We start from the raw sequence: 25,110 nt of genomic DNA, 5'->3' as shown, positions 1-25,110 counted from the left end.
CGAGAACGGGAGCACTGACGATGGACCGCTTCGAACTACGCCGACTGGACTACAGCCTGTCCGACGATCATGTGGCCCTGCGGGACGCCTATAAGCAGTTCTTCAAGACGCACTGCTCCATCGAAACCGTCCGTGCCGCAGAGCCGTCGGGTTTCGACAAGAACCTGTGGGAGAGGTTGTGTGGGATGGGCGCGACCACGATGGCGTTGCCGGAGTCCTGCGGCGGTGACGGCGCGACCCTGGTCGACCTCACCCTGGTGGCCGAGGAGGTCGGCCGGACGCTGGCACCGGTTCCGTGGATCGACCACGTCTGCACCGCACGGCTGCTGGGGCGGCTCGGCGCGCTGGGCGAGGCTGCCGCCGGGATCGCGGACGGGGAACAGCTTGCCGCGCTGGACCCGCGCATCGACGCCGGGCGCGGCCCGCGGTTGATTCCGTCGGGGTCGATCGCTGACCACGTCGTCGTCCGCGAAGGCGAGGAAGTCGTGCGCCTGACCTTCGGCACCCGCCCGGCGAAGGTCGACAATATCGGCCGCCTGCCCATGGCCTGGGTGGACCCCGCGGTGGCCGACACGCGCGAGGTCATCGCCGAGGGGCCCGATGCACTGGCGAGTTACCTTTTGGCGCTGGACGAATGGCGGCTGCTGACCGCGGCGGCGCTCGTCGGGCTGGTGGAGGAGACCATGACCATCGCCGCTGAGTTCGCCAAGACCCGATACACGCTGGGTGTGCCCATCTCCACGCTGCAGGCCATCTCCCACCCGCTGGCGAATATGGCCATCACCGTCCAGGGTGGCCGCAACCTGGCTCGCCGCGCCGCCTGGTTCCTGGACAATGAACCCGGCGAGCGGCCCGAATTGGCGCCTTCCGCTTTCGTTTTCATGGCCGAGGAGGCGGCGAGGGCGGCGACCATGGCGGTCCATATTCAAGGCGGCCTCGGGGTCTCGGCCGAGGCCGCGGCGACGGCCTATCTGGTGCGCGCCCGCGGGTGGCCACTGGCTGGCGGCGATCCGGCGGCTACGTCCCAACGGGTGGCCGAGATCGTGGCCGCCCGCGAGAGCGCGGCGCAGCCGGCGTAGGAAGGGGCAACACGATGGATTTCTCCCGCGTCGAGCTGTCCGAAGCCGACGAGGCATTCCGCGACGAAGCGCGCAGCTTTCTGGCCACGCACATGACCGAAGAGGTCAGGCGCCGCGACAGGGAAACCGGCGACAACTTCGACGAGGGCCTGCACCTGAAGTTCGGCGCCGCAGGCTATTTGGCGGCGGAATGGAAACCGGAGTCCGACGGTGGTCTCAGCCGGGTGCGGCGGCGCATCTGGGAGTTGGAGAAGCGGCGGGCACATGTGCCGTGGGTGACGTGGGGGACAACCGCGATGGTGGCCCGCTCGGTGGACAAGTTCGGGTCACCGCAACTGCGTGAGGAGGTGCTCCCGAAAGTCTTCAGCGGCGAGGTTCGGTTGTGCCTCGGCTACACCGAGCCCGAAGGCGGCTCCGATGTCGCCACCTGTAAGACCCGCGCGGTACGGGAGGCGGTTGGATCGAGCTGGGTCATCAATGGCTCCAAGATGTTCACCACCGGCGCCCATAACTGCCAATACGTTTTCCTGATCACCAATACCGACCCGGACGCGCCGAAACACAAGAGCCTGACCATGTTCCTGGTGCCGCTGGATTCGCCCGGCATCGAAATCCAGGGCATCCGCACGGTGGACGGCGACCGGACCAACATCGTCTATTACAGCGACGTCCGCGTGGACGACAAATACCGGCTGGGCGAGGTGAACGGGGGCTGGACGGTGCTGCGCGAACCGCTCAACGTCGAGCACGGCGCCGTCGCCGCAGCCCCGGACGGTCTGCAGGATACGTCAATCATGATGCACCAGGCCAGTTTTCTGTCCGAGGCGGTGGACAAGGCGGCGGCGTGCGTGGCGCGCACGGACGGCGCGGGCCGCCGACTCATCGAAGACAAGTCGGTCGCGTATCGACTGGGCCGCAGCGTTGCCCGACTCGAGGTGGCGCTGGCCGCCCCGAGCATTTTCGGCCGGGTGGCCATCGCACAAACGATGCGCGACATCTCCCCGGAACTGATGGACATCCTCGGCGCCGCGTCCGCGTTGCCGTACGGAGCCGAGGCGGCCGCCGACGACGGCAGCGCCGAATACGCCTACCGGTTCGCCCCACTGGTGGGCATCTATGGCGGCACGCTGGAGGTCTTCCGCAACATGATCGCCCAGTACACCCTCGGGCTGGGCAAGCCCGCGTACGCGCCGCCGGTTAAGAAGGTGTCTTCGATCAGCGCGAACGGGTAACCCCCGCAAGAGGACGTCGGCGTGTGCAGCTTTACACCGAGCACTCGCAGCCCCGAAATGGGAACCCGATACGTGCTAGGGAAAACCCTGATGTTGACGATGGCCGGCATCGGTAGCGTGGTGCCGATGGCGAATATCGAGGAGCACACACAGGGGTTCCTCGTCGAGTGGTACGGGCCGCAGGCGCCCGCCCACTCGATCGGCGACGTCGTTGATCGTCTCAACACCAGTGCCGCATCCGTGTCGACTGATGGCAAGCAGGTCCGGCTGCTGACGGCGATGGGCGTGCCGGCGGACGATTACGCGTTCGGTGTCTTTGCTGCCGAGTCGGCCGCGCTCGTTGCCCAGGTTTGCCAGGATGCCGGCGATCCAGCGCAACGGATCAGTTCGGCTGTCGGATGGGTGAGATTCCGGGACCGCTGACCCGCCCGGCCATACGCTCCCCGCGACCCGCGTCCGTGCCATTCGACCCGACCGCATCGCAGCGATAGGGAAATCCCCTATTTCTCCCGAACGCCCTCTGAGACCACAGTCCTAGTAACGCTGGGCGCACAACGAACCGTCGCAGGGATGGCCCGGGCGCCGGCGCGGCGGCGCGTCTAACACTGATGAAGGAAACCGTCATGACGAGAACAGCACAATCAGCACCGTTTGGGGTCGCGACCGCCATCACCGGCCTTGTCGTGTTCGTGGGCGCAATACCGAGCGGCATCGCCCACGCCGATCAACAGCAAACGCGCGACTACGTCAACAATGTTCGCGGCACCACGACGTGCCCAGGACTGACGGCGCGTAGCGACCTCGACAGCATCGCGCAGCAGTACGCGACCACCGAAAAGCCGCCGCAGGCCGGCGGATATCCCGGGACGGTGGTCGGCTTTCTCGGTTCGGGTGATCCCTTCGCCAAGGCTGATGACAGCGCGATGGCCAAGGCGAAAAGTGCACTGGCGAACTGCAACTACACCGACTTCGGGGTGGGCTTCATCCGGCACGATGACCGCAGTGTCGACGTCGTCACGATCGTGCTGGGCCAGTCGACCAAACCGTCAGTCGCGCCGCCGCAAAACCAGCAGCCTGGTCCCGGACTTGGTGTGGCGGCGGATTCTGTCATCCAGGCGCGCAGCCAATCCCATTGTCCAGCATTGACGTATCGGACCAGCCTTGAAAACGAGGCCCAGCAATACGCGCGAACGGAGAACGCCGCACTGAGGGCGGGCGAAGTGGGCTTCCTGGGTTCCGGTGACCCGATTATCAAGGCCATCCAAAGCGCCACGTCAAAAGCGAATCCCGCCATTGCCGACTGCAGTAACACGACCTTCGGTGTGGGCTTCGTCCGACACGATGACCGCAGCGTCGACGTCGTTACCGTAGTGCTTGCCAAGCAATAGGTGCGTCCGAACGAAAATTGCTGCAGTGAACCAGATTCGAGTAGAAGAGAGACGCCTGTGCGACAACAAGCGGGTACGGCGACCGACAGTACACGGTATTGGCTCCGGACGACCGGTGGTGAGGTCCACCGAACGAAAGCACTGGTCATCGTCGCCGCGCTGTCGTGTGTGATGGCCGGATGCGGGTCGAGCGGGCCGGGGAACGCTGCGGGCCGATCAGGGCCGTCGCAGTCGGCGGCCAACGCCACGCCGCACGCAGGAACCCGCATCGACGCGTGCTCCATGATTGCTCCACAGGAGATTACGTCGTTGCTGGGCGCTCCGGCCACAGGGGTGTCGACAGGAAAGGATCCCGATCAGGGGGACTGCATGTGGACGAACACGGCGACCGACGAATCGGTCTCATTGACCATCAGCAATCCGGGGACCGCCCTGAACGACAAGCTCCCTCCGCCGGCGGCAGGCTTCCCCGACCCCAGCACGCCGGGGCCGGACGGCATGCGATACATGGGTGGCGGCGGGGTCGAGTTCGCCGCGGGGAATCGCGTCAACACCGTGCAGGTGGCCGTGTTGAGGCTCTCCGCGGAGCAAGCCAACGCCGCCGCCGTGAAACTTGCTCACGAAATTGCCCCGCAGGTACCCAAATAGCCCCGAGAGGTCAATGAACGCGCAAGAGTAGGGATTCTCCTTATTTCCGCATCTGACCATTCCACTTAGCGTCGTGCATGTCGGACGGACACCGACGCGCCGGCCTGCCGCATCCGGCGTGCGCGGGTGGCGACGAAAAGGAGATCACCATGACCAGAACCCGGGCAGCAGTTGCAGTTGCGTTCGCGGCGCTGACGGTTTCGGCGCTCGCGTTGACGATGGCGCCGATCGCGTCCGCCGATCCACTCGCTGCCATCCGCCAGGCGGTTAACAATGCGCGAGCAGGATCGACTTGTCCCCCTTTGAACTACAGCATCCCCCTGGAGGGGGAGGCGCAGCATGCCATCGGCAACAACCTGCCGGGGGTGCCCCCGACCGGGCAGTACAAGGGCACCTTCGCCGTCACGTTGGCCGCTCCCTTCGGGAGCGCGAACAACGCGGAGGGGGCTACCCGCGGCGCCGTTGGCGAAGCGACTCCTGCCATCAACGACTGCAGCAACAAGGACTTCGGCGTGGGCTTCTTCCGCAAGGGAGACGACGACACCGTCGCCATCGTGCTCGGTAAGCCGGCCGCCGCCCCCCAAGCGCCGCCGGCGGCCGTCCAGTGTCCGGCGGGTTCGGAGACTCCGACCGTTCCGGCTGGGCAGACTTGTAAGGCAGCAGCGAGCCCGAACAACCTTCCGGTGCGGTGTACCGGCAACTACGAGCTGCCTGCCGGCTCGGATTGCTCCAAGACGCCCAATCCGTCGCCTCCTGCGCCGAAGCCGCCGAAGAACGCGGTCGCGGTCAATGTCGAGCAGTCACCGACGTCAGTGGCGGTGAACGTCAAGAACACCTCGCCATTGCCTGGCAAGTGCACGTATGACGCCGCGCCGAAGAACGGGCTCTTGATGCCGGCGGTGCACCGCGACTTCAACGTCAACCCGAATGATGCCACCAGACTTGACTTCCTGGCGCCACCGCTGGGCGTCAAGTATCACTTGGTGGTCTCATGCCACGGCACGTTCAATGGCCAAGACGACGAGTTCGGCCACGTCGAACAAGACGTCACCGGCGGCCTGTGAGTTCTGACGCGCAAAGTCGCGCCAAACCGCTGCCCCATCATATTCGTTGGGAAACAACGTATTTCTCTGTCCGCCGTGCCCGCCATCGCGTCGGAAGCAGCCGGGACCCCCTGGGAGGCCTTCGCATGTCTAGTCACTTCGCATCGCAGCCCACGCCTGTGGTCAAGCTCATTCGCGGCACGTGGCAATCACCCATGTTGCCGATCTGTGCGGCTGCCCTCACCGTCGCTGGAGCTGTCGTCGCGTCACCGCCCGCTTCGGCCAACGGCGGATGCATTCCCGGCGACATCGCCGGCCAGGTTCCGCGGCTGACGCGACCCGGCGACAACGTTTGTGTGCCGCCGGGCATCGCTCAAGAGGTTCAGAATGAGAATGCCGCCGCCGCCGCAGGCGACGGCTATGCACGCGGTGGCCCTTACGGGCCTAAGACGTGTGTTTCGGGCCTGGTATGGCGCGAAGGATACGACGGCGACGCGGTGTGCGTCACCCCACAGCGACGGCAAGAAACGTGGCAGGAGAACGCCAACGCGGGCGTCGGCGCCACCGGCGGGCTGCAGCCGCAAAACAACGCACCCGGGCCGGGCAAACACACCATTACCTATCAGGTCTTGGGCGGCGGTGACGTTTTCTCGGTCATCCCCGACCCAGGCACGCCGGTGTATCCGCCCAGCACGACCAGGTGGGTTTCGACGCCGTGGTCGCAGACGGTGGAGGTGACCGGAAGCAAACTTCTGGCGTTGAACTACACCGACCACAACGGTACCCATGACTGTGCGATTCGGGTCGATGGCCAACCCGTCCCGCTCACCGAGCACAAGCCCGGCAGGTGCGCCTACCAAATGCCTTGAACGCGAAATAGCAAGCGCACCATGGCACGGCGAACTCCAGTTCGTCGACGCACACCTGGGCGGCCCGTCAGCCGTGCCCGTAGATGATCCGCAGCATCTTGAGATTGATACGGATGAACCGCCCGAATTGCACGAAGATGTTCTGCCGCGTCCGGAGTGTTGCCGGAGTGGGCAGCGGTGCATCGGCGATGCGCTCGGCCGTCAGCGCGTTCACGTCCGAATAGGTGTTTTCGTCGTCCATCGAAGTGCCTTTCATTCGGGGATCAGCCACCAGAATGGGCGGGCTTTCGCCTTGTAAATGAAGAGATGATGCAGCAGCAGCTTGATCCAGTGGCCGGCCAACCCGAGCTCACCGGAGGTGCCGGCGATGTCACGACCCGTTTGCGGGTACTTCACCGGATCGGGTACCACCGGGAACATCGTCATGGCGGCGGCCGAGCCTTCGCGCAAACCGGTACCTGCGGAGGCGACGCATGCGGCGCCCATGCTCGACATCGAGGCGCGGTGCGCAACCGCGGCCGTTCCCTTGGTGATTCGATCGCGGATGGTTTCAGCGACCGTCTTGGCCATAACGCCCGACGGCATGCCGGTGCGCGGCGGACTGGGCGTGATCACGGTCCCGTTGGGACTCGTGCGCGGCCGGGAGATGGGGTGCGGGGGCGCGAACGCGATGCCCGGGGCGAAGATGTTCGGGTAGGCGGGGGACTCGTAGGTGTGTGGCCAATCCTCGGCGGACCATTCGTCATAGGGTTTGCCCGAGTAGTCCGCGTCGACCTTCATGAAGCCTGACGGCGCGAACAGGACGGAGCTGATGTCGTTGCCGTCCTTGTCGTATGCCGCCAGTTCTGCTCCCCTGAACGGCGGTAGGAGCATGGCGAAGTCGAAGTCCAGCTCGTGCTCTCTGCCGTCCAGTTGTTCGTAGCGCAGCTTGCCGTCCATCACCTCGTGGACGGCCGCTTGCGTGATGGCTTTGACGCCGCGCTCACGGAACAGCGACTCGGTCCACAGCCGGCTGGACTGCACGAAGCCCTTCTCGACGAAACTCATGCCACCGACGCCGAAGTCGCCCAGCTCGTACTCGTTGGTGAGGTAGACGACGTCGGCCAGGTCCCGCACACCGGCGGCCCGCAACGTGTGCTCGACGTTGAAGGCGTATTCGAAGGCCGCGCCCTCGCAGGTGCAGGTGCCGTGCCCGACGCCGATGACCAGGCGCTGGTTCTCGCCGGCCTTCAGCCTGGCGATGACCCGGTCGAGCGCCTCGGCCGCCTCGACGGCGTGGGCCGCGGTGCACACCGAGTATGAGTGGCCGGCGGGGCCGAGTCCGGGGGTGGCCGCGAAGTTCAGGCGCGGCCCGGTGGCATTGATGAGGTAGTCATACGTGATGGTGCCGCTCTGGCCGCCGTGTTCCTCATCGGTGTAGGTGAAGTCCACCGATGGCGCCGACTGATCTTTGGTGCCTTCCGGATGGATCGCGGTGGCAAGCGCTTGATGAAACACGATGCCCTTGCGGCGGTAGATGGGTTTGAGCGGAATGAGAACCTTGGCGGGATCCATGCGGCCGACCCCGACCCAGATGTTGGACGGAATCCAGTTCCAGTCGGCATTGGGAGAGATCACGACGACTTCGTGACTGCGGCCCAGCCACCGGCGAAGGTGTAGCGCGGCGGTATGCCCGGCGATACCGGCGCCGAGGACGACGACTCGTGCCATTGTTGCTCCTCTATCCCGTGCGCCGGCATCGCCGCACGACATGGTTGCCGCCGCGTGAGAACGCCGGGCGCTCCGAGGCCAGATTGCGCCCCGCGGTGACGCGTTCCTAGGGCCGATGGACTCTATTGACCGGGGCATATGCGCACCGAAGAAAAAATCGGGCGCATATCGCGGAATACCCCTACCCGTATAGGTATTGTACATGGCATGACGGAACACAACCACTATCAACAGGTGCTGGACGACCTCAACCCCCAGCACCGCGCCCTGCGCAAGATGATCCCGGACGTGTACCGGGGTTTTGCCGAAATGAGCAACGGCGCACTGACCTCGGGCGCCTTGGACAAGAAGTTCAAGGAGCTGATCGCGATGGCGATCGGGGTCGTCGCCGGATGCGACGGCTGCATCGCCTCCCACGCTCAGGGGGCGGCCCGTGCCGGAGCATCTAAGGAAGAGGCCGCCGAGGCCATCGGCGTCAGCATTCTCATGCATGGTGGCCCGGCGACGATCTACGGGGCACGCGCCTACAGCGCATTTTGCGAATTCGCCGACAAGATCGCGGACGACGCCGCTGGGCCGGCCCAATGAGCGGCGACCGCCGCCTCGGCCCGATCCTCACCATCATCCGAAAGGAGCAACCATGACCGTCAAGACGCTGACCGCCGCCGATTTCGAGTCGACCGTAGTCGCAAACCCGATTGTGCTCGTTGACTTCTGGGCCCCTTGGTGTGGGCCATGCCGGGCTTTTGCGCCGGTCTTCGACCGGTCCTCGCAGAACCACCCGGAGATCGTGCACGCCAAGGTGGACACCGACACCGAGCGCGATCTGGCCGCGACGGTAGGCATCCGCTCGGTGCCGACGATCATGGCGTTCCGCGACGGCATCCTCATTTACAGTCAGCCGGGCGCGATGTCACCAGCCGTGCTCGACGACTTGATCGATCAGGTCAAGGGTCTTGACATGGAAAAGGTCCACGCCAAGATCGCCGAGCGTAAAGCTGCTGTGAGGGCGTAGTGGCGCACTCGCTTCGCCCTGGACGATAGGAAGCAACCATGTGTTACCCCGTTCGCTGCCGGCGCTGCGGAAAGATCACCTGGGCGGGGTGTGGCGCGCACGCCGAGAGCGTGATGAAGCAGGTGCCGATCGATCAACGATGCACCTGCGGCCAGAGCATCGCTAGGTAATGCCGCCGATGATCGCCACGTCAGTCATGGCATGGCGCATTCACGCAATGGCTCCCGAGTCCTTCAGTTCCTCGATGCGGTCCCAACCCATGCCCAGTTCCATCAGCACGAGCTCGGTGTGCTCGGAGGCCTGGGGCGCACGCGTGGTCACCAGGGGTTCGTGGTTGAACTGCACCGGACCGCGCACGACGCGGAAAGGCTTTCCGCCGCTGGCGAGCTCGACCTCGCTGACCATGTCGTTGGCCAGGGCCTGCTCGTCGTCGACCAGGTCGAGCAAGCTCTGGAACGGCGCCCACTGGCCCTTCATCGTCTTCAGGTGTTGCCGCCAATAGTCGAAGGGCTTGCCGGCGAAGGCCTTTGCGATCGATTCGGCGGCCGCGTTGGCATTCTGTATCAGCGGGAGCACGTCGGAAAAGCGGGGATCATCAGCCGCCTCGGGAATGCCGAGATGCTCGAAAGTGTCGCGGATCAATCCGGTCGGGCTGATGATGCACAGGTTGATGGTGCCGCCGTCGGAGGTTTCGTAGTTGCCCATGAAGGGGTTCACCGACATCGCGGTGGCGGAGCCCGGCATGGGAGTGCGCATCACCTGTCCGGTCTCCATGCCCTGCGTCACGCTCGCTCCCGCGGCCCACCAGGCCGTGCTCAACAACGACACGTCGAGCTCGAGGGCTTCGCCGGTGCGCTCGCGATGCAGCAACGCGGCCGAGATGCCGCCGGCGATGAACATGCCGCCGATGGAGTCGCCGAATGCCGGAATGCCTTGCCCCAGTGCGCCACCCAGCTCCTCGGGCGTCAGCGCGTATCCGATGCCACTGCGCGTCCAGAATGCCGTCCCGTCGTAGCCACCCGTGTCACGTTCGGCGCCCTTGTCGCCGTATGCCGATCCGCGCGCGTACACGATGTTCGGGTTCACCGCGCGGATGTGCTCCACGTCGAATCTGTGCTTCTGGCGCTGCGCCGGCATGTAGTTGGTGAGGAAGACGTCGGCGGTCTTGGCCAGTTCGTAAATCACCTCCTGGCCGCCTGGGGTGGACACGTCGATCCCGACACTGCGCTTGCCCCGGTTGGGATGCTCCATCAGCGGATGCCGCTCAGGATCGACCTGGATGCCGCCCATGTTGAGGAAGCCGCGTTGGGTATCACCGCGCAGTGGGTGTTCGACCTTGATGACGTCGGCGCCCCAATCGGCCAGGATGGCGCCCGCCGCCGGGACGAATGTGAATTGCGCAAGTTCCAGGACCCGGAAGCCCGACATCACTTTGACCATTTTCGGACCCTACTTCGCGTCGAACGTCACGGGAAGCGCCGTCGGAGAACGGAAGGGCTGGCCGTGGATGTGGGGGTCGTCGTCGGTGAGCAACCGGACATTGGTCACCCGATCCAGCAGGCATTCGACCGCGACGCGGGTCTCCAGCCGCGCCAGGTGCAGGCCCAGACATGTGTGCTCGCCGGCGGCGAAGGAGATGTGCGGCAGGGGCGTGCGGAAGATGTCGAATTCCTCGGCGTGCTGCCAGCGCCGCTCGTCGCGGTTCGCGGAGCGGATGCACACCCCGACCACCGAACGCGCCGGGATCTCGACGCCTTCGAGATCGGTGTCCTCGGTGGTGAATCGCTGGACCGTCGTCAGCGGCGTCTCGAAGCGCAGGCCCTCCTCGATGGCCTGCGGCAAGAGCGCGCGGTCGGCCTGTACCGCGGCGAACTGGTCCGGGTGGGTGAGCAGCAGGTACAGCAGGTTGCCCGATGACCGGTACGTGGTCTCCAGCCCGGCCGGCAACAGCAGCCGCAGGAAGGAGTAAATCGCTTCCTCGCTTAGCCTTTCGCCGTCGATCTCCGCCGTGACCAGGTCGCCGATGATGTCCTCGGTGGGGCGGGACTTGCGCAGTGCGATCTGCTCCAGGAAGTAGTCCTTGAGCGCCGCCGAGGCCTCGAAGGCATGCTCGTAGTCGACGTGGTAGCTGATCAGCTGCACGGCGCGCTTACGGAACGTCGGCAGGTCGTCGGCGGGCAAGCCCAGCAGCCGGGCGATGACACGGGTGGGGAATTCGAAGGTGAATTGCCGGACCAGGTCGGCTTCGCCGGTGCCGGCGAACTCGTCGATCAGGGCGTTGCAGATCGGCCGCACGATGGTGTTCTCCCACCGGGCCAGTGCCTTGGACTTGAACGCCGCCGACACCAGGTTGCGGTGGTCGCGATGCTTCTTTCCCTCCATCGCCAGGATGGTCGGCCCCATGAACAGGCCGATCGTCTTGTCGTATGGCGCGGAGCTGAACACCCGGCCGTCCCGAAAGACCTTGTTCACCGCATCGAACGAAACCGCGGAGAACTCGCGCTTGGGGATCAACGACTCGGGCGTCTTGGAGTAGTCCATGACCGTCCCGCGGAACACCCCGGATTCGCGGCGCTTTCGCGCGAAGAACGGGTAGGGGTTGCTCAGGCTGACGGTCTGGCCATGGCCTGCCGCATGCACGTCGGTGGTCACCCTAGATCTCCGGCATCGTCAGCGGGAACGGCAAGGCGCCTTGCGCAAGATCATACTGTAATTCTTACAGTAGACAATATGGGCGTTTGCGCTGCCGTCAGCCGTTCACCGCCTGCTCGCGCGCCCACCGGTAGTCGGCCTTGCCCGACGGGCTGCGTTCGATCGCCGCGCGGAACACGACCGCCTTGGGAAGTTTGTAGCGAGCCAACGACTGCCCGGCATGCGCGACCAACTCCTCGGCGTCGGTGTGGGCGTCTTGGGCAAGCGCGACGACGGCGACGACCTCCTGGCCCCACCGGTCGCTGGGCCGTCCGGCGACCACCACGTCGGCCACCGCGGGATGCGACGCGATTGCGGTCTCGACTTCCTCGACGAAGATCTTCTCGCCGCCCGAGTTGATCGTCACCGAATCGCGGCCCAGCAGTTCGACGGTGCCGTCGGCGCGGTGGCGGGCCCGGTCTCCGGGGATCGCATAGCGCACCCCGTCGATGACGGGAAATGTCTTGGCGGTCTTGGCGGCATCGCCCTTGTAGCCCAGCGGGACGTAGCCGCGCTGCGCCAACCAGCCCATCCCGTCGTGGCCCGGTTCCAGGATGGTGCCCAGATCCTCGTCGGCCACGAACGTGTCCGGCCCCGCGTTGAAGGTGCCGGTGGATACGGCCCCCGAGGTCGACATGTGGTGCATCTGAGCGCCGGTTTCCGAGGATCCGACACCGTCGATGACCACGGCGTTCGGCAGGACTTCGATCAACCGTTGCTTGACGAACGGGGTGAGCAGCGCGCCGCCGTTGGCGACCACTGCTAGCGACGACACGTCCGCGATCCCTTTCTCGATGGCGGCGACCAAGGGGCGGGCCATCGCGTCGCCGACCACCGTCACCACGGTCACGCGCTCGCGCTCGATGGTGCGGACGACCTCGTCGGCGTCCAGACGATCGACGATCGAGGGGAAGACGACGGACTGCCCGGTCGTGATCGCCGTCATCACGCTCCACTGGGCCGCGCCGTGCATCAGCGGCGGCAGGATCATCAACTTGGTGCCGGGGCCCGCGACCACTCCCGCCGCGATCTCCTCGACGGACCCGAACGGCTCGCCGGTCATCAGGTTGCGCCCGCCGAAGGACGTCATGAAGATGTCGTGCTGGCGCCACAGCACGCCTTTCGGCATGCCTGTCGTACCGCCCGTGTACAGGACGTACAGGTCGTCGGGCGAAGGCCGCACCGGGGGTGGCTCCGGCGTGGAGGACGCGATGATGGTCTCGTAATCCACTGCACCGTAAATCAATTCGTTGCCGGAGTCATCGGCGATCTGGATCAGGACCCGCAGCTGCGGGAGATCCGGCAGGATTTCGGCCACCCGTGGCGCGAATGCGGCGTGGTAGATCAGCGCGGTCGCCCCCGAATCTGCCAACAGATACTGCAGCTCGCTCTTGACGTAGCGGAAGTTGACGTTGAACGGGGCGACTCGGGCTTGAAACGCGCCCAGCAGTGCCTCGACGAATTCGTTCCCGTTGTAGGCGTAGATGCCGAGCAGGTCCTGACCGGCCTCGTGGCCGGGGATCCCGGAGCGTTCGGTGTGGCAGCCCAGCCCACGGGAGTGCAGGTACGCGGCGAGGCGGTGCGACCGTTCGAGCACCTGTGCGTATGTGTACCGCCGTTCACCCTGGATCAGCAACTCCCGGTCGGGAATCGCGGCCGCCACGGCCTTCGCGACCGCGGGGACAGTGAATTGTGTTGCGGTGTCGGACATCAGGCCTCTCACGGCTGGTGGGGTAGCAAGCGGACCATCAGGCCGTTGGCTTCGCTGAGCAAGGTTCCATCGGCGGCTGTCATAGTAGCGTCAATGAAAACCTTCCGGCCGTCGATACCGGAGATTCGTCCCTGAGCGGTCAGCGGCTCGTCGATCGGGGTGATCTTGCGATAGTCGACGTGCAGATAGGCCGTGCGGGTCGGCCGGATGTCCGCGGTGGACACGACCATGCCGAGCAGCCAGTCGTAGAACAGCGGGATCATGCCGCCGTGCACGGCGTTGTTTCCGCCGATGTGTGCTGTGGTGAAGTGGCCGGCCATGGTTACGCGGTCGGGGCCTGACTCGGTCACCATCCAGGGCGGCATCAAGGGGTGGGCCAACCCGGGCAGGCTCAGCACTCGGCCGGCGACCGACTCGGTCTCCGGGACCTGGTGGCCGTCCAGCAGCGCGCAAGCGCTCCCCAGGTGCATGGTCGCGGCGGCCCAAAGCGCGGGGTCGGGCTTGGTGGACACGGTCAGGTCCTGCAGGCGGCGCAGCGCAGCGACGAATGGACCCAGTTCCTCGGGCGCGTCCTCGACGGGTTTGACGTCGGGGAATCCGCCACGAACACCGGGTGCGGTGTCGGTCATGGCCGCGTCCACACGTCGAGCAATTCGTCGGTGGTGGTGATGGTCGCGAGCAGCGACAGGGTGTTGGCGATGATGGCCTCTCCGTATTCGGTGGGTATGCCGGCGACCGCATCGCGGGGCATGACGACGCGGTAGGCGGCGTTGACGGCGTCCATGACGACGTTGGGGATGGCGATGTTCAGCGACACCCCGACGACGACGATGGTGGACACCCCGAGGTTGCGCAGTATCGCGTCCAGGTCGGTGCCGCCCATAGGCCCGACGCCGTGCCAGCGGCTGAGCACCAGATCGCTTGGTTCCGGTCCCAATTCGGGCAGTACGGCCGCCCCGGGGGTGCCCGGGGTGATGTCGACCTGACCGTGCCCCATGGCGAAGATCTTGGCGTTGTGGTTGGAGCCGAGCCCGTCGGGCCGCCGCTGCACCAAGCAGTGCACGACGCGGACACCGGCCGCCCGGGCCGCCGGCAACAGCCGGACGATATTCGGCAGGGCGACTCGGCGCGCCGACCACCCGACCATGAACCACCCGGTGACCTTCCAGGTGAAGGGCACTTTCACGCCGGTGCCTCCGATTGCCAGATACTAAGTGGATTACAGTATAGATTTCAGCAGTCCGGCCCGCGCACGGCAAGGAGCGAAATGACACAGGGCATCGCGCTCGTCGCGCCGACGGCGCTGGGCGCGGCCGACGGATATACCGGTTCAAAGCCGGTGTAGGGGAATGGCATGTCGAAGGTGACGCGCGGGCTGGGGCTGGTCAGGGAGGCGACCCGTGAGCTCGCCATGTTGTTGCCCCGGACGGTGGCCGGGCTGAACGAATCGACCGGCTGGACTCCGGTGTCACCGCGTGGCGTGCGACAGTTCGGCGAGGTCATCCTGGACGAGCTTGTGCTGAGCGGCTTTTCGCTGCTGGGTGGGAGCCCGGCGGAAATGCGGCCCCTCGTTGTTTGCATGGCCGCGGCAGAGGAGTTGTCCGCTCTGGGCATCGACCGTGCGCACGGGGACCCGATGCCGCTGCGCGCGACCTCGGTGCGGCGGCGCCGCGTCGGCAACCTGGCGTACGAGCGGATGGCGTTCGAGCACGATCCGGCGTTGCCGCAAACCCTGCAAGCCGAGGGACTCGGCGGACCGGCGAGGGCTGTGGTGCACCTGTGCCGGCACCGCGACGGCCCGAGACCCTGGCTCATCTGGGTGCACGGCGCCGGCCAGGGCGGCACCGAAGACCTGTTGTTGAGCCGGATCGGCCGAATACATCACCAGCTCGGCTTCAACGTTGCGCTGCCGGTGCAGCCCGGCCACGGCTGCCGGCGCCGCGAATGGCCCGCGTACCCGGACATGGATCCGTTGGGCAACGTCGCGGGCATGATGCGCGCTGTGTCGGAGGTCCGAGCGGTGGTGCGGTGGGCACAACCTCAAGCGAGCACGGTTGTGGTAGCCGGGATTTCCATGGGGACTCCGGTCGCGGCGTTGGTGTCCCACCTGGAGAGGCAGGTCGACGCGGTCGCGCTGTACACGCCGATCCTGGGGCTGAACGCGATGATCGCCCGCCACCTGGGCCGCTGGGGATCGTCCCAGGACGACTTTCGCGACCTGTTGACATCCCCGGAGGTGGCGAAACTGACGTCGGTAATCGATCCGCTGCGAGTCGATCCGGCACCGCCGCCGCATCGCCGGCTCATCGTCGGCGCCTGGCACGACCGGATGGCCATGCGCGATCCCGCGGTCGCGTTGCAGGAGCGTTGGGGTGGCGAACTGATCTGGTATGACGGCAGCCACGTCGGGCACGTCTTCTCCCGGCGAGTGCAGAAAGTGACCGATCGGTTCCTGCGCGAGGTCGCCGGCTGATGGCCACCGCACGCACGGCCCGTGAGGTCGTCGAGCTCTACAACCTGGTGGTCTGGAACGAGCGCGACCTGACCCTGGCCGAGGAGCTGTTCGCCGACACCGTGATCCGGCACGAGGTGGGGGAGGCGCACACTCTCACCCGCCAACAGGCGGTCAACCGGATCGAGGACGTCTGGGCGATACTCGACACATTGCGCTTCGATCTGAACATCGTCGTGGCCGGGGACGACGGCGAGCACGTCGCGATCGTCTACGACTCGTCGATGACCGCCAAGGGCGGCACCGAAACCAACGTCGCCAGCATCGAGGTGTTCCGCGTCGTCGATGGGAAGATCGCCGAAGTCTGGAATTGCGGCTACAAACAAGGAGTTTGGAGTTGAGCGATCGCACGCTTGATGAGTTGGGGTACTACCTGCTGGCCGGTGCCGGTGGAGAAGGCCCGGCGGCGTTGATGGACGAGGCCCGCCGCGGCGAGGATCTCGGCATGGGCACCGCCTTCATCTCCGAGCGCTGGAACGTCAAGGAGGCGTCGTCCCTCGTCGGCGCCGCGTGCGCGGTGACGAACAGGATGCAGATCGCCACCGCGGCAACCAATCACAACACCCGCCACCCGCTGATCACCGGGTCGTGGGCCACCACCATGCACCGGCTCTCCGGCGGGCGCTTCACGCTCGGTATCGGCCGCGGGATCGCGGCGATCTACGGCGCGTTCGGCATACCGGCGGTCACCACCGCGCAGATGGAAGACTGGGCACAGGTCATGCGCCGCCTGTGGCGCGGGGAGCTGATCTTCAACCACGACGGGCCCATGGGCAAATACCCGATCCTGTTCCTCGACTCGGACTTCGACGAGGACATCCTGTTGGCGCTGGTGGCCTTCGGGCCCAAGACGCTCGCGCTCGGGGGCCGGGTCTTCGACGACGTCATCCTGCACACCTACTTCACCCCCGAGACGCTGCGGCGCTGCGTCAAGACCGTCAAGTCCGCGGCTGAGAAGGCCGGCCGCGACCCGGACAGCGTCCGGGTGTGGTCGTGCTTCGCCACGGTCGGTGACCACCTCCCCGAGGGGCTTCGGCTGAAGAAGACGGTCGCGCGCCTGGCCACCTATCTGCAGGGCTACGGCGACCTGATGGTGCGGACGAACGACTGGGATCCCGCTGTGCTGCAACGCTTCCGGGAAGACCCCGTGGTGACCTCGATCGCGGGCGGGATCGACCACAAGGCCACGGCCGAGCAGATCGAGCACATCGCGACGTTGATTCCCGACGAGTGGCTGGAACCGTCGGCCACCGGGTCGGCCCGGCAATGCGCGGGGCGCGTCCGCAAGGAATTCGACTACGGGGCCGACGCGGTGATCATGCACGGCGCGACGCCGGACGAACTGGAGCCCGTCATCGCGGCGTACCGGGCGGGAGCCTAACGCCTCGAGCGTGCGCGTAACGACACGTTGCACCGGCGTGTCGTGAGCAGGCACGCACGTTCGCGCCCAAGGGAACTCGCGCGCTAGGGCAGGATGACGGTCCGACTGACCGGCTCCGCCACGGCCTGCCTGCTGGACAGGCCGCGAAGCAGTGAACTCAGCAGGGCGTCGCGGGTCTCGCGGGGATCGATGAGTTCGTCGAAGCCCAGATGTTCGGCCGAGCGATAGGACGCCTGCAACTCGGCGTCACGTAGCTTCGCGGTGACGTCCTCACCGGCATGCGTCGCCCGTCCCAACGCCGCCGCGCTCATGGCGCCCATAGTCGCGCCCGGGTACGCGAAGGTCGCGCTCTGGTGATCGAAACCCAACAGCGACATGACCATGGAGCCAAATCCGTATGCCTTGCGCAATGTGATGTGCAATTTGACCGTGGTCGCCGTCGTCTGCGCGGCGAACATCCGCGCACCGGCACGCAGCACGCCGCTGCGTTCGGACCGACTGCCGGGCAGCATGCCCGGGTTGTCGGCAAGGAACACGATGGGCAGGTGGAACGAGTCGGCCACCATGATGAAATGTGCCGCCTTGTCCGCCGCGTCGGCATCGATGGAGCCCGCGAGCACATTGGGCTGATTCGCGACGACCGCGACCGGGTGGCCACCGAGATGAGCCAACGCGCAGATGATCGCCTTGCCGTACTGCGGCTGGACCTCGAACCAGTCGGGCCGGTCGAAGACCACGTCGAGCACGGCGCGCATGTCGTAGACGCGGCGGTTGTCGCGGGAGACGATGTTGAGCAGTTCGGGCGTCGCACGTGGCCCGCTGGCCTCGTCCGGCGGCAGCGGTGCCGGGTACGACCACGCGCTCGGCGGGAAGTACGACAGGTACCGGCGAATATCGGCGATCACGGCTTCGTCGTCTTCGGCGACGTTGTGGATCACCCCGCTCGGCAGGGCGGTGACGGGTCCGCCGAGGTCCTCCTTCGAGATCTCTTCTCCGGTGGACTCTTTGACCACCGGCGGTCCGGCGGTGAAGATCGCTCCCTGTCTGCTCATGATCCGGAAGTCGCAGACCGGGGCGACGAGCGCACCGTGTCCGGCCGACGGGCCGAGCACGGCGGCGACGGTCGGTACCCGGCCCGAACACTGCGCCTGGGCGAGCAGGTCGGTCGGGCTCCGGCCGTAATGCCCACCGCCAGGACGAAAACCGGCGCCTTCGAGCAACATCACCAGGGGAACCTTGTCGCGCAGCGCGAGTTCGGCGATGCGGTAGCGCTTGGAGTTACCGCCGGGTCCGATGCTGCCGGCCATGGTGGTGAAGTCCTCCGAGCCCAACATCACCGGCGAACCGTTGATCGATCCGGAGCCGACGACCAGCCCGTCGGCCGCGATGTCGCCGCCGACCAGCGTGCCGATTTCGCGGAAGCTCCCCGGGTCGACCAGGCGGCCGATGCGCGCGCGGGCGTCGAGCTTGCCCTTGCCGCGGTGCTTGTCGAGCCGTTCCGGACCGCCCATCTCCCGCGCTTTCTGACGGCGCCGGTCGAGGTCCTCGAGCGTCTCCTCCCAATCCGGGGGTTTTGTCATGCCTATGTCCTACCTCATGGGAGTTTCGTCTCGCGAGTAGATCTGCGGGGTCACATACTGGATTGCTTACTGTAAAGTTACCCGCATGGCCGACGCCGCCCGCCTCAAGGTCGACGGGGGCATTCCCAATCAGCTGGCGCGGGTGACCGATGCGGCGGTCGCCCTGGAACGCGAGGAATACGACGGCGGCTGGACGGCAGAAACCAGTCATGACCCGTTTCTGCCGCTACTGCTGGCCGCCGAACACACGTCGCGGCTCGAACTCGGCACCAACATCGCGGTGGCTTTCGCCCGCAATCCGATGATCGTCGCCAACATCGGTTGGGACCTACAGGCGTACTCGCAGGGCCGGTTCATCCTCGGTCTGGGCACCCAGATTCAGCCCCACATCGAAAAGCGCTTCAGCATGCCGTGGAGTCATCCCGCCCGTCGCATGCGGGAGTTCGTCGCCGCCCTGCACGCGATCTGGTCCGCGTGGCACGACGACGGCAAGTTGCGTTTCGAGGGAGACTTCTACACCCACAAGATCATGACCCCGATGTTCACACCGGAGCCCCAGCCGTATCCGGCCCCCAAGGTGTTCATCGCCGCGGTGGGCGAAGCGATGACCGAGATGTGCGGCGAGGTGGGCGACGGACACCTCGGTCACCCGATGGTGTCCAGGCGCTACCTCGACGAAGTGACGATGCCGGCGTTGTTGCGGGGCATGCAGCGCGGCGGCCGCGACCGCGCCGACTTCCAGGTGTCGTGCGAGGTGATGGTGGCGACCGGCGAGAACGAAGCGGAGCTGGCGGCGGCGATGACGGCCACCCGAAAGCAGATCGCCTTCTACGGATCCACGCCCGCATACCAGAAAGTGCTTGCGCTGCACGGCTGGGGCGACTTGCACACCGAGTTGAACCTGCTGTCCAAGCAAGGTGAATGGGATGCGATGGGATCGCTGATCGACGACGAAATGCTCGCGGCTTTCGCGGTCGTGGGCCCCGTCGACACGGTCGGCGCCGCCCTGAAAAGTCGTTGTGAGGGCGCGGTCGACCGTGTGCTACCGATCTTCTACAACGCCACTCATGCCTGTATAACCGCCGCGATGAAGGAGTTTCGCCGATGACCGCAGCCACGATGGATGACGCCGGACGGTTGTTGGCTGACCCCCTGGCGTACACCGACGAGCGGCGACTGCACGCGGCGCTGACTCACCTGCGCGTGAACGCACCGGTGTCGTGGGTCGAGGTGCCGGATTACCGGCCCTTCTGGGCGATCACCAAGCACGCTGACATCATGGACATCGAACGCGAGAACACGCTGTTCACCAACTGGCCCCGCCCCGTCCTGACGACGGCCGAGGGCGACGAGATGCAGGCGGCCGCGGGCGTGCGCACGCTGATCCACCTCGACGATCCACAGCATCGGGTGGTGCGCGCGATCGGCTCCGACTGGTTCCGGCCAAAGGCGATGCGGGCGTTGAGGGTTCGCGTCGACGAGTTGGCCAAGATCTACGTCGACAAGATGATGGCCGCGGGTCCCGAGTGTGACTTCGTCCAGGAAGTGGCGGTCAATTACCCGCTCTACGTGATCATGTCGCTGCTGGGCCTGCCGGAGGCGGATTTCCCCCGGATGCTCAAGTTGACCCAGGAATTGTTCGGCAGCGACGACTCCGAATTCAAGCGCGGCGCCACCAACGAGGACCAGCTGCCGGCATTATTCGACATGTTCCAGTACTTCAACAAGGTGACCGATTCGCGCCGCGAGCACCCGACCGAGGATCTCGCGTCCGCCATCGCCAACGCCCGCGTCGATGGCGAGCCGCTGTCGGACATCGACACGGTGTCGTACTACCTCATCGTCGCCACCGCCGGCCACGACACCACCAGCGCGACCATCTCGGGCGGCCTGCACGCGCTCATCGAAAACCCCGGCCAGCTTGCGCGACTGCGCGACAACCTCGACCTGATGCCACTGGCCACCGAGGAGATGATCCGCTGGGTGACCCCGGTCAAGGAATTCATGCGCACCGCAGCCGAAGACACCACCGTGCGGGGGGTGCCCATCGCGGCCGGCGATTCACTGCTGCTGTCCTACGTGTCGGCCAACCGCGACGAGGAGGTTTTCACCGAGCCGTTCCGCTTCGATGTCGGGCGTGACCCCAACAAACACCTGGCCTTCGGCTACGGGGTGCACTTCTGCATGGGCGCCGCCCTGGCCCGCATGGAGGTCAACAGCTTCTTCACCGAGCTGTTGCCCAGGCTGAAATCCATTGAGCTGACCGGGGAGCCGGAGTTGGTCGCCACCACATTCGTGGGCGGCCTCAAGCACCTGCCGGTGCGCTACGCGCTGGCCTGAGCGGCGGCCGGGCTGAGCAACCCGCTTAGTCAGCGTGTGCGACCATCCCGGTCGGCACCTTCCCCGGGAGGACTGCAACGCAGCCCGGTGAGCCGCCTCATCAAGACCCCGGATCGAGGCGCGGACCAGCTGGTCTGGCTGGCCTCCACCACACCAGGCCTCGACTGGTCCCCCGGCGAGTACTACGCGAAGGGCCAAGTCGCCAGGGCGAACCGCGCGGCCGACGATCCCGTGCTCGCGCGCGAGCTGTGGGATCGCACCTTGGCCAAGCTCGCTTAGGCGATCGCGGGATCCAGCCCGAAGTGGCCCGCTCCGCGCCTCCCTCGATACCAGCTGGTATCCACTCGATACTGAAGGGTATGCTGTTGACCATGTCGCCCGTCAAACCGCTTCGCACCCGCCCCACCCGGGGCGAGGTTCGCGACCGAATCCTGGATGCGGCGTCGAAGGTGTTCGCCGCCGAGGGTTTCGCCGGCGCCACCATCGACGCGATCGGTCAGGCCGCGGGCTTCACCAAGGGCGCGGTCTATTCCAACTTCGAGTCGAAGGACGAGCTGTTCCTGGCCCTGCTCGACCGCGAGTTCGAGATGCGCGGCGAGCAGATCGCGGTAGCGCTGGACCGCAGCGACGGCGACACCACCGCGGCCGCGCGCGAGGTGAGCCGGTCGGTGCTCGACTCGGTCCGCGACAATTCCGACTACTACGTGCTGCTCGTCGAGTACTGGCTGCGCGCCCAACGCGATCCGCAGATTCGGGAACGCCTGATCGAGCGCCGTCGCGCCGCGGCCGACCAGGCGCTGCACATCGTCGAATCGACCGACACCGTGCCGGGCGACCGGCGGCTGACCGACATCGCCCAGCTCGTCGTCACCCTCAACCTGGGCGTCGCGATGGAAGAGGTGCTGCGTCCGGGAACCATCAACCCCGATCTGCTCGCACAACTGATCACCGCACTGCTGGAATCGATTCCGAATTCCGGCGATTAGGGAAAGCCACACCATGGATGCCAAAGACGAACCGGACGACATCGCGCCCGTGATCACCGCCGCCGGATTGGGGGTCGACGGCGAGCACGGGCCGCTGTTCTCGGGGGTCAACCTGGCCCTGACGCCGGGGTTTCACGCGATTCAGATGCCCGGCGGACCCGGCCAGACCGCGCTGTTGCTGACGCTCGCGGGACGTTTCAAACCGAGCCACGGCACGCTGACCGTCCTCGGCGAAACGACCGCGCGCGCGATCCGTCGGCACTGCTCGATCGCGGCCTTCGAAGACATCGACGACCTGGAGGAATCGGTGACCGTGGGGACCGTGCTCGCCGAGCAACGCCGTTGGCTGGCGCCGTGGTATTCATCGGTGCCGCTGCAATCGGGTCCGGCCGAGCTGACCGAGGTCTTCGGCGAAATACCCCCACCGTCCCATGACACCTACATCGTTGAATTGTCAGACCTGGAGCTGTTTTTTCTCCGAATCACGCTGGCGTTGCTGTCGAACCGTCCGATCCTGGTGGTCGGCGACCTCGAACAGGTTCGCGACAATTCCCGGCGAGCGATCGCGGTCGACAGGCTCGGCGAGATCGCCAAGCGCCGCACCGTTGTCGTCGGGGTGACCAACCCGCTCGGCACGGACGCGCCCGACCACGAACTACACGATCATCGGATCCTGACCGGAGAGGACTGAAGATGCTGGCTGGACTCGCATTCGGCTCGGAGATCAAACGTTTCGGCCGCAGCCGATTGACGCGCGTGGCCATCATCGTGCTGATGCTGCTGCCGCTGGTGTACGGGGCGCTCTACCTGTGGGCGTTCTGGGATCCCTTCGGCCACACCAACAAGATGCCGGTGGCGCTGGTCAACTCCGACCGTGGCGCTGTCGTGTCCGGGCAGCAATTCAACGCCGGCGCGGAGATCGCCAAGAGTCTGACCGCGGACGGCGGTTTGGACTGGCACGTCGTGGACTTGCCGGAGGCGCGCAACGGAGTCGACCACGGCAAGTACTACTTCATGGTCGAGTTGCCGCCGGACTTCAGCGCGGCGATCGCATCACCGGTGACCGGGCAACCCAAGAAGGCCAACCTGATCGCCGTCTACAACGACGCCAACAACTACATCTCGACGAGTATCGGTCGCACCGCCATCGGCCAGGTGCTCAACGCCGTGTCCAGCCGAATCTCGGGCCAAGCCGTCAATCAGATGCTGTCGGTGGTGGTTTCGTCGGGAGCGGGTATCAAGCAGGCCGCCGACGGTGCCGCTCAACTCGATGACGGCGCCGGTCAGCTGGTGGCCGGTCTGGACACCGCCCGGTCCGGCTCGGCAACGCTTGCCACGGGGGCCAAGCAACTGTCAGACGGAATCAACCAGGCCACGGACCCGCTGCTGGCGGTGAGCAAGGCGGTGTCGGAAATCGGCGGCAGCACGCAGCAACTGCAACAGGGCGCGGCCGCGCTTCAGCAGGCCAACGACCAGATCGGTGCCATCGCCACAGCGCAGGATGCCGCCGCAAACTCGCTTTCATCGGTGATCGATCAGCTCTCCGCGCGACAGGATCCGCTGGCGAACAACCTGCGCGGCATCCAAGATCAGCTCCGGGGTCACCAGTTCACGCCCCAGATTCGCCAGCAGCTCACCGATGCGCAGAACGCCGCGATCGCCTTGACAGCGGGGTTGCGTACCCCGGGCAGTCCGCTCGGGTCGGCGCTCGACCAGGTCGGAAGCAAGGGACAGGAGCTGACGAACAAGCTGACCCAGCTGCGCGACGGAGCCCAGCAGGTTGCCACCGGCAATGCCGAATTGGCCGGCGGCATCGCCAAACTCGACGACGGCGCACGACAACTCAAGACGGGATCGGCCGAGCTGGCGACCAAACTCGCCGACGGGGCCAAGCAGGTGCCCAACTGGACAACCCAGCAAAAGGATGCGGTCGCCGACACTATCGGAGGTCCGGTGCAACTCGAAGCTTCACATGAGAACGCCGCGCCCAACTTCGGCACCGGGATGGCTCCGTTCTTCCTCACCCTCGCCTTGTTCTTTGGTGCCTTGGTGCTGTGGATGGTGCTGCGGCCCTTGCAGAGTCGCGCGATCGCCGCCGAGGTGCTCGCGATCCGCGTGGTGCTCGCCAGCTACCTGCCGGCCGCCGCGATCGCGGTATTCCAAGCCGTCATTCTCTACTGCGTGGTCCGGTTCGCCCTCGGGGTGCACGCCGTGCACCCAGCGGCGATGCTGGGGTTCATGATGCTGATATCCGGCGTGTTCGTGGCCGCGACGCAGGCGATCAACGCACTCGTCGGTCCTGCGGTGGGCCGGGTGCTGATCATGGCTCTGCTTATGTTGCAGTTGGTCAGCGCGGGCGGCATGTATCCCGTGGAAACCACGTCGCGGCCTTTCCAGGTCTTGCACCGCTTCGACCCGATGACCTATGGCGTCAACGGGCTCCGGCAGCTCATACTCGGCGGCATCGACGCCAGACTATGGCAGGCGATCATCGTGCTTGCTGGGATAGCGGCTGTCGCACTGGCGATCTCCTGCCTGTGCGCGCGAAGAGACCGGGTCTGGAATCTGAGCAGGCTGATACCCGCGATCAAGATGTAGGCAAAAGTTCCGCGTCAACAATCGACGTTGCATGATGGTGGACAGTTCTGCAATCGAGAGGAAGCCGATGTTGGGTGTTCACCATGCCGCGATCCGTACGGCCGACGTCGAACGCTCGAAGCAGTTCTGGCGCGACGGCCCCGGACTCGTCGACGGTGTTCATCGAATCACCGCGCCGGCTGCCGCCGGGAAGACAATGCCGACGGCCGTCATCACCCCGCCCGACGGCGTACTGGTCGAGCTGATCGGACCGGCGCAGTGACGGCGCTGGTTACCGGAGGCGCGTCCGGGATCGGCCGTGAAGTCGCCGCACGACTGCGCGAAGCG

Annotated in this window: 27 protein-coding genes; 19 read left to right on the top strand and 8 right to left on the bottom strand. The window is 66.0% G+C overall.

The annotated features are described in order from the left end of the window. The first annotated feature begins 20 nt into the window (after positions 1-20). The 7 genes from A9X04_RS16405 (at position 21) to A9X04_RS16375 (ending at position 6,259) form a co-directional block, all read left to right on the top strand. Positions 21-1,079 carry an acyl-CoA dehydrogenase family protein gene (locus tag A9X04_RS16405; protein WP_067922390.1) on the top strand — a complete coding sequence of 353 codons (1,059 nt, stop codon included), beginning with the start codon at positions 21-23 and terminating at the stop codon, positions 1,077-1,079. Between the two features lie 14 nt (positions 1,080-1,093). After that, positions 1,094-2,311 carry an acyl-CoA dehydrogenase family protein gene (locus tag A9X04_RS16400; protein WP_067922387.1) on the top strand — a complete coding sequence of 406 codons (1,218 nt, stop codon included), beginning with the start codon at positions 1,094-1,096 and terminating at the stop codon, positions 2,309-2,311. A gap of 90 nt (positions 2,312-2,401) precedes the next feature. Continuing rightward, a complete protein-coding gene (locus A9X04_RS16395) occupies positions 2,402-2,734 on the top strand; it encodes a hypothetical protein (protein ID WP_156764387.1) in 333 nt (110 codons plus the stop codon). 200 nt (positions 2,735-2,934) lie between these two features. Continuing rightward, entirely contained in the window at positions 2,935-3,699 is a 765-nt protein-coding gene (locus tag A9X04_RS16390) for a hypothetical protein (RefSeq protein WP_197509191.1), read from the top strand. Between the two features lie 282 nt (positions 3,700-3,981). Beyond that, a complete protein-coding gene (locus A9X04_RS16385) occupies positions 3,982-4,347 on the top strand; it encodes a hypothetical protein (RefSeq protein ID WP_197509190.1) in 366 nt (121 codons plus the stop codon). A 212-nt stretch (positions 4,348-4,559) separates the two neighbouring features. Continuing rightward, the gene (locus A9X04_RS16380) at positions 4,560-5,411 is read left to right on the top strand and encodes a hypothetical protein (RefSeq protein ID WP_156751762.1); all 852 of its coding nucleotides are present in this window, start codon (positions 4,560-4,562) and stop codon (positions 5,409-5,411) included. Next, positions 5,408-6,259: a hypothetical protein gene (locus A9X04_RS16375; protein WP_156764386.1), complete on the top strand. Its 852-nt coding sequence runs from the start codon at positions 5,408-5,410 to the stop codon at positions 6,257-6,259. The genes A9X04_RS16380 and A9X04_RS16375 overlap by 4 nt, the downstream gene beginning before the upstream one ends. Positions 6,260-6,326: 67 nt before the next feature. On the opposite strand, the gene A9X04_RS16370 is transcribed toward A9X04_RS16375, so the two are convergent. Beyond that, a complete protein-coding gene (locus A9X04_RS16370; protein WP_156751764.1) occupies positions 6,327-6,500 on the bottom strand; it encodes a hypothetical protein in 174 nt (57 codons plus the stop codon). A gap of 11 nt (positions 6,501-6,511) precedes the next feature. Continuing rightward, the gene (locus A9X04_RS16365; protein WP_067922373.1) at positions 6,512-7,969 is read right to left on the bottom strand and encodes an NAD(P)/FAD-dependent oxidoreductase; all 1,458 of its coding nucleotides are present in this window, start codon (positions 7,967-7,969) and stop codon (positions 6,512-6,514) included. Positions 7,970-8,176: 207 nt separating this feature from the next. Here A9X04_RS16365 and A9X04_RS16360 point away from each other — a divergent pair, with 207 nt between their 5' ends. Both A9X04_RS16360 and trxA read left to right on the top strand, forming a co-directional pair. Continuing rightward, a complete protein-coding gene (locus tag A9X04_RS16360; RefSeq protein ID WP_067922370.1) occupies positions 8,177-8,557 on the top strand; it encodes a carboxymuconolactone decarboxylase family protein in 381 nt (126 codons plus the stop codon). A gap of 52 nt (positions 8,558-8,609) precedes the next feature. Beyond that, positions 8,610-8,984: a thioredoxin gene (gene trxA, locus A9X04_RS16355; protein ID WP_067922367.1), complete on the top strand. Its 375-nt coding sequence runs from the start codon at positions 8,610-8,612 to the stop codon at positions 8,982-8,984. A 210-nt stretch (positions 8,985-9,194) separates the two neighbouring features. On the opposite strand, the gene A9X04_RS16350 is transcribed toward trxA, so the two are convergent. The 5 genes from A9X04_RS16350 to A9X04_RS16330 all read right to left on the bottom strand — a co-directional run bounded on the left by A9X04_RS16350 (position 9,195) and on the right by A9X04_RS16330 (position 14,572). Next, a complete protein-coding gene (locus A9X04_RS16350; protein WP_067922503.1) occupies positions 9,195-10,412 on the bottom strand; it encodes a CaiB/BaiF CoA-transferase family protein in 1,218 nt (405 codons plus the stop codon). A 21-nt stretch (positions 10,413-10,433) separates the two neighbouring features. Continuing rightward, a complete protein-coding gene (locus A9X04_RS16345) occupies positions 10,434-11,636 on the bottom strand; it encodes a cytochrome P450 (RefSeq protein WP_067922365.1) in 1,203 nt (400 codons plus the stop codon). A gap of 97 nt (positions 11,637-11,733) precedes the next feature. Continuing rightward, positions 11,734-13,386, bottom strand: a complete 1,653-nt coding sequence (locus tag A9X04_RS16340) for an acyl-CoA synthetase (RefSeq protein ID WP_067922362.1) — start codon at positions 13,384-13,386, stop codon at positions 11,734-11,736. A gap of 8 nt (positions 13,387-13,394) precedes the next feature. After that, the gene (locus A9X04_RS16335) at positions 13,395-14,015 is read right to left on the bottom strand and encodes a PaaI family thioesterase (protein ID WP_067922501.1); all 621 of its coding nucleotides are present in this window, start codon (positions 14,013-14,015) and stop codon (positions 13,395-13,397) included. Continuing rightward, entirely contained in the window at positions 14,012-14,572 is a 561-nt protein-coding gene (locus A9X04_RS16330; RefSeq protein WP_067922359.1) for a cysteine hydrolase, read from the bottom strand. The genes A9X04_RS16335 and A9X04_RS16330 overlap by 4 nt, the downstream gene beginning before the upstream one ends. Before the next feature lie 168 nt (positions 14,573-14,740). On the opposite strand from A9X04_RS16330, the gene A9X04_RS16325 reads away from it, so the two are divergent. Genes A9X04_RS16325 through A9X04_RS16315 form a run of 3 tightly spaced genes read left to right on the top strand, consistent with a single transcriptional unit; the run spans position 14,741 to position 17,279 of the window. Next, positions 14,741-15,859, top strand: a complete 1,119-nt coding sequence (locus A9X04_RS16325; RefSeq protein WP_067922356.1) for a PHB depolymerase family esterase — start codon at positions 14,741-14,743, stop codon at positions 15,857-15,859. Next, entirely contained in the window at positions 15,859-16,239 is a 381-nt protein-coding gene (locus tag A9X04_RS16320) for a nuclear transport factor 2 family protein (protein ID WP_067922353.1), read from the top strand. The genes A9X04_RS16325 and A9X04_RS16320 overlap by 1 nt, the downstream gene beginning before the upstream one ends. Beyond that, on the top strand, positions 16,236-17,279 hold the full coding sequence (locus A9X04_RS16315) for a TIGR03857 family LLM class F420-dependent oxidoreductase (protein ID WP_067922498.1): 1,044 nt from the start codon (positions 16,236-16,238) through the stop codon (positions 17,277-17,279). Before A9X04_RS16320 ends, A9X04_RS16315 begins: the two co-directional genes overlap by 4 nt. An 83-nt stretch (positions 17,280-17,362) precedes the next feature. Here the strand turns inward: A9X04_RS16315 and A9X04_RS16310 are convergent, their stop codons facing one another. Then, on the bottom strand, positions 17,363-18,859 hold the full coding sequence (locus A9X04_RS16310) for an acyl-CoA carboxylase subunit beta (RefSeq protein WP_067922350.1): 1,497 nt from the start codon (positions 18,857-18,859) through the stop codon (positions 17,363-17,365). A gap of 85 nt (positions 18,860-18,944) precedes the next feature. On the opposite strand from A9X04_RS16310, the gene A9X04_RS16305 reads away from it, so the two are divergent. The 7 genes from A9X04_RS16305 (at position 18,945) to A9X04_RS16275 (ending at position 25,045) form a co-directional block, all read left to right on the top strand. Next, complete coding sequence (locus A9X04_RS16305; RefSeq protein ID WP_067922347.1) at positions 18,945-19,967, top strand: LLM class F420-dependent oxidoreductase; 1,023 nt, start codon at positions 18,945-18,947, stop codon at positions 19,965-19,967. 11 nt (positions 19,968-19,978) lie between these two features. Then, complete coding sequence (locus A9X04_RS16300; protein WP_067922495.1) at positions 19,979-21,199, top strand: cytochrome P450; 1,221 nt, start codon at positions 19,979-19,981, stop codon at positions 21,197-21,199. A gap of 87 nt (positions 21,200-21,286) precedes the next feature. Beyond that, complete coding sequence (locus A9X04_RS16295; protein ID WP_067922344.1) at positions 21,287-21,478, top strand: hypothetical protein; 192 nt, start codon at positions 21,287-21,289, stop codon at positions 21,476-21,478. An 80-nt stretch (positions 21,479-21,558) separates the two neighbouring features. Further along, positions 21,559-22,185 carry a TetR/AcrR family transcriptional regulator gene (locus A9X04_RS16290; protein ID WP_067922342.1) on the top strand — a complete coding sequence of 209 codons (627 nt, stop codon included), beginning with the start codon at positions 21,559-21,561 and terminating at the stop codon, positions 22,183-22,185. A 13-nt stretch (positions 22,186-22,198) separates the two neighbouring features. Beyond that, positions 22,199-22,876, top strand: coding sequence for a hypothetical protein (locus A9X04_RS16285; protein WP_067922340.1), 678 nt, complete (start codon positions 22,199-22,201; stop codon positions 22,874-22,876). Between the two features lie 2 nt (positions 22,877-22,878). Continuing rightward, positions 22,879-24,783: a YhgE/Pip domain-containing protein gene (locus tag A9X04_RS16280; RefSeq protein ID WP_067922337.1), complete on the top strand. Its 1,905-nt coding sequence runs from the start codon at positions 22,879-22,881 to the stop codon at positions 24,781-24,783. A gap of 67 nt (positions 24,784-24,850) precedes the next feature. Then, complete coding sequence (locus A9X04_RS16275; RefSeq protein ID WP_156764385.1) at positions 24,851-25,045, top strand: VOC family protein; 195 nt, start codon at positions 24,851-24,853, stop codon at positions 25,043-25,045. Positions 25,046-25,110: the final 65 nt, after the last annotated feature.

This window comes from Mycobacterium sp. E3247 (assembly GCF_001667785.1).
In the GTDB taxonomy this organism is placed as follows: Bacteria; Actinomycetota; Actinomycetes; order Mycobacteriales; family Mycobacteriaceae; genus Mycobacterium.
Note: the sequence above shows the minus strand (reverse complement) of the source record. Positions and strands in the feature narration are given on the sequence as shown.

Excerpts from the sequence above, each read along its gene's own strand:
- A9X04_RS16290 (WP_067922342.1), top strand. The coding sequence starts at position 21,559 with ATGCTGTTGACCATGTCGCCCGTCAAACCGCTTCGCACCCGCCCCACC.
- A9X04_RS16340 (WP_067922362.1), bottom strand. The coding sequence starts at position 13,386 with ATGTCCGACACCGCAACACAATTCACTGTCCCCGCGGTCGCGAAGGCC.
- A9X04_RS16280 (WP_067922337.1), top strand. The coding sequence starts at position 22,879 with ATGCTGGCTGGACTCGCATTCGGCTCGGAGATCAAACGTTTCGGCCGC.
- A9X04_RS16335 (WP_067922501.1), bottom strand. The coding sequence starts at position 14,015 with ATGACCGACACCGCACCCGGTGTTCGTGGCGGATTCCCCGACGTCAAA.
- A9X04_RS16275 (WP_156764385.1), top strand. The coding sequence starts at position 24,851 with ATGTTGGGTGTTCACCATGCCGCGATCCGTACGGCCGACGTCGAACGC.
- A9X04_RS16325 (WP_067922356.1), top strand. The coding sequence starts at position 14,741 with ATGTCGAAGGTGACGCGCGGGCTGGGGCTGGTCAGGGAGGCGACCCGT.
- A9X04_RS16360 (WP_067922370.1), top strand. The coding sequence starts at position 8,177 with ATGACGGAACACAACCACTATCAACAGGTGCTGGACGACCTCAACCCC.
- A9X04_RS16305 (WP_067922347.1), top strand. The coding sequence starts at position 18,945 with ATGGCCGACGCCGCCCGCCTCAAGGTCGACGGGGGCATTCCCAATCAG.
- A9X04_RS16395 (WP_156764387.1), top strand. The coding sequence starts at position 2,402 with ATGTTGACGATGGCCGGCATCGGTAGCGTGGTGCCGATGGCGAATATC.
- A9X04_RS16405 (WP_067922390.1), top strand. The coding sequence starts at position 21 with ATGGACCGCTTCGAACTACGCCGACTGGACTACAGCCTGTCCGACGAT.
- A9X04_RS16310 (WP_067922350.1), bottom strand. The coding sequence starts at position 18,859 with ATGACAAAACCCCCGGATTGGGAGGAGACGCTCGAGGACCTCGACCGG.
- A9X04_RS16385 (WP_197509190.1), top strand. The coding sequence starts at position 3,982 with ATGATTGCTCCACAGGAGATTACGTCGTTGCTGGGCGCTCCGGCCACA.
- A9X04_RS16300 (WP_067922495.1), top strand. The coding sequence starts at position 19,979 with ATGGATGACGCCGGACGGTTGTTGGCTGACCCCCTGGCGTACACCGAC.
- A9X04_RS16365 (WP_067922373.1), bottom strand. The coding sequence starts at position 7,969 with ATGGCACGAGTCGTCGTCCTCGGCGCCGGTATCGCCGGGCATACCGCC.
- A9X04_RS16285 (WP_067922340.1), top strand. The coding sequence starts at position 22,199 with ATGGATGCCAAAGACGAACCGGACGACATCGCGCCCGTGATCACCGCC.
- A9X04_RS16370 (WP_156751764.1), bottom strand. The coding sequence starts at position 6,500 with ATGGACGACGAAAACACCTATTCGGACGTGAACGCGCTGACGGCCGAG.
- A9X04_RS16390 (WP_197509191.1), top strand. The coding sequence starts at position 2,935 with ATGACGAGAACAGCACAATCAGCACCGTTTGGGGTCGCGACCGCCATC.
- A9X04_RS16400 (WP_067922387.1), top strand. The coding sequence starts at position 1,094 with ATGGATTTCTCCCGCGTCGAGCTGTCCGAAGCCGACGAGGCATTCCGC.
- A9X04_RS16350 (WP_067922503.1), bottom strand. The coding sequence starts at position 10,412 with ATGTCGGGCTTCCGGGTCCTGGAACTTGCGCAATTCACATTCGTCCCG.
- A9X04_RS16320 (WP_067922353.1), top strand. The coding sequence starts at position 15,859 with ATGGCCACCGCACGCACGGCCCGTGAGGTCGTCGAGCTCTACAACCTG.
- trxA (WP_067922367.1), top strand. The coding sequence starts at position 8,610 with ATGACCGTCAAGACGCTGACCGCCGCCGATTTCGAGTCGACCGTAGTC.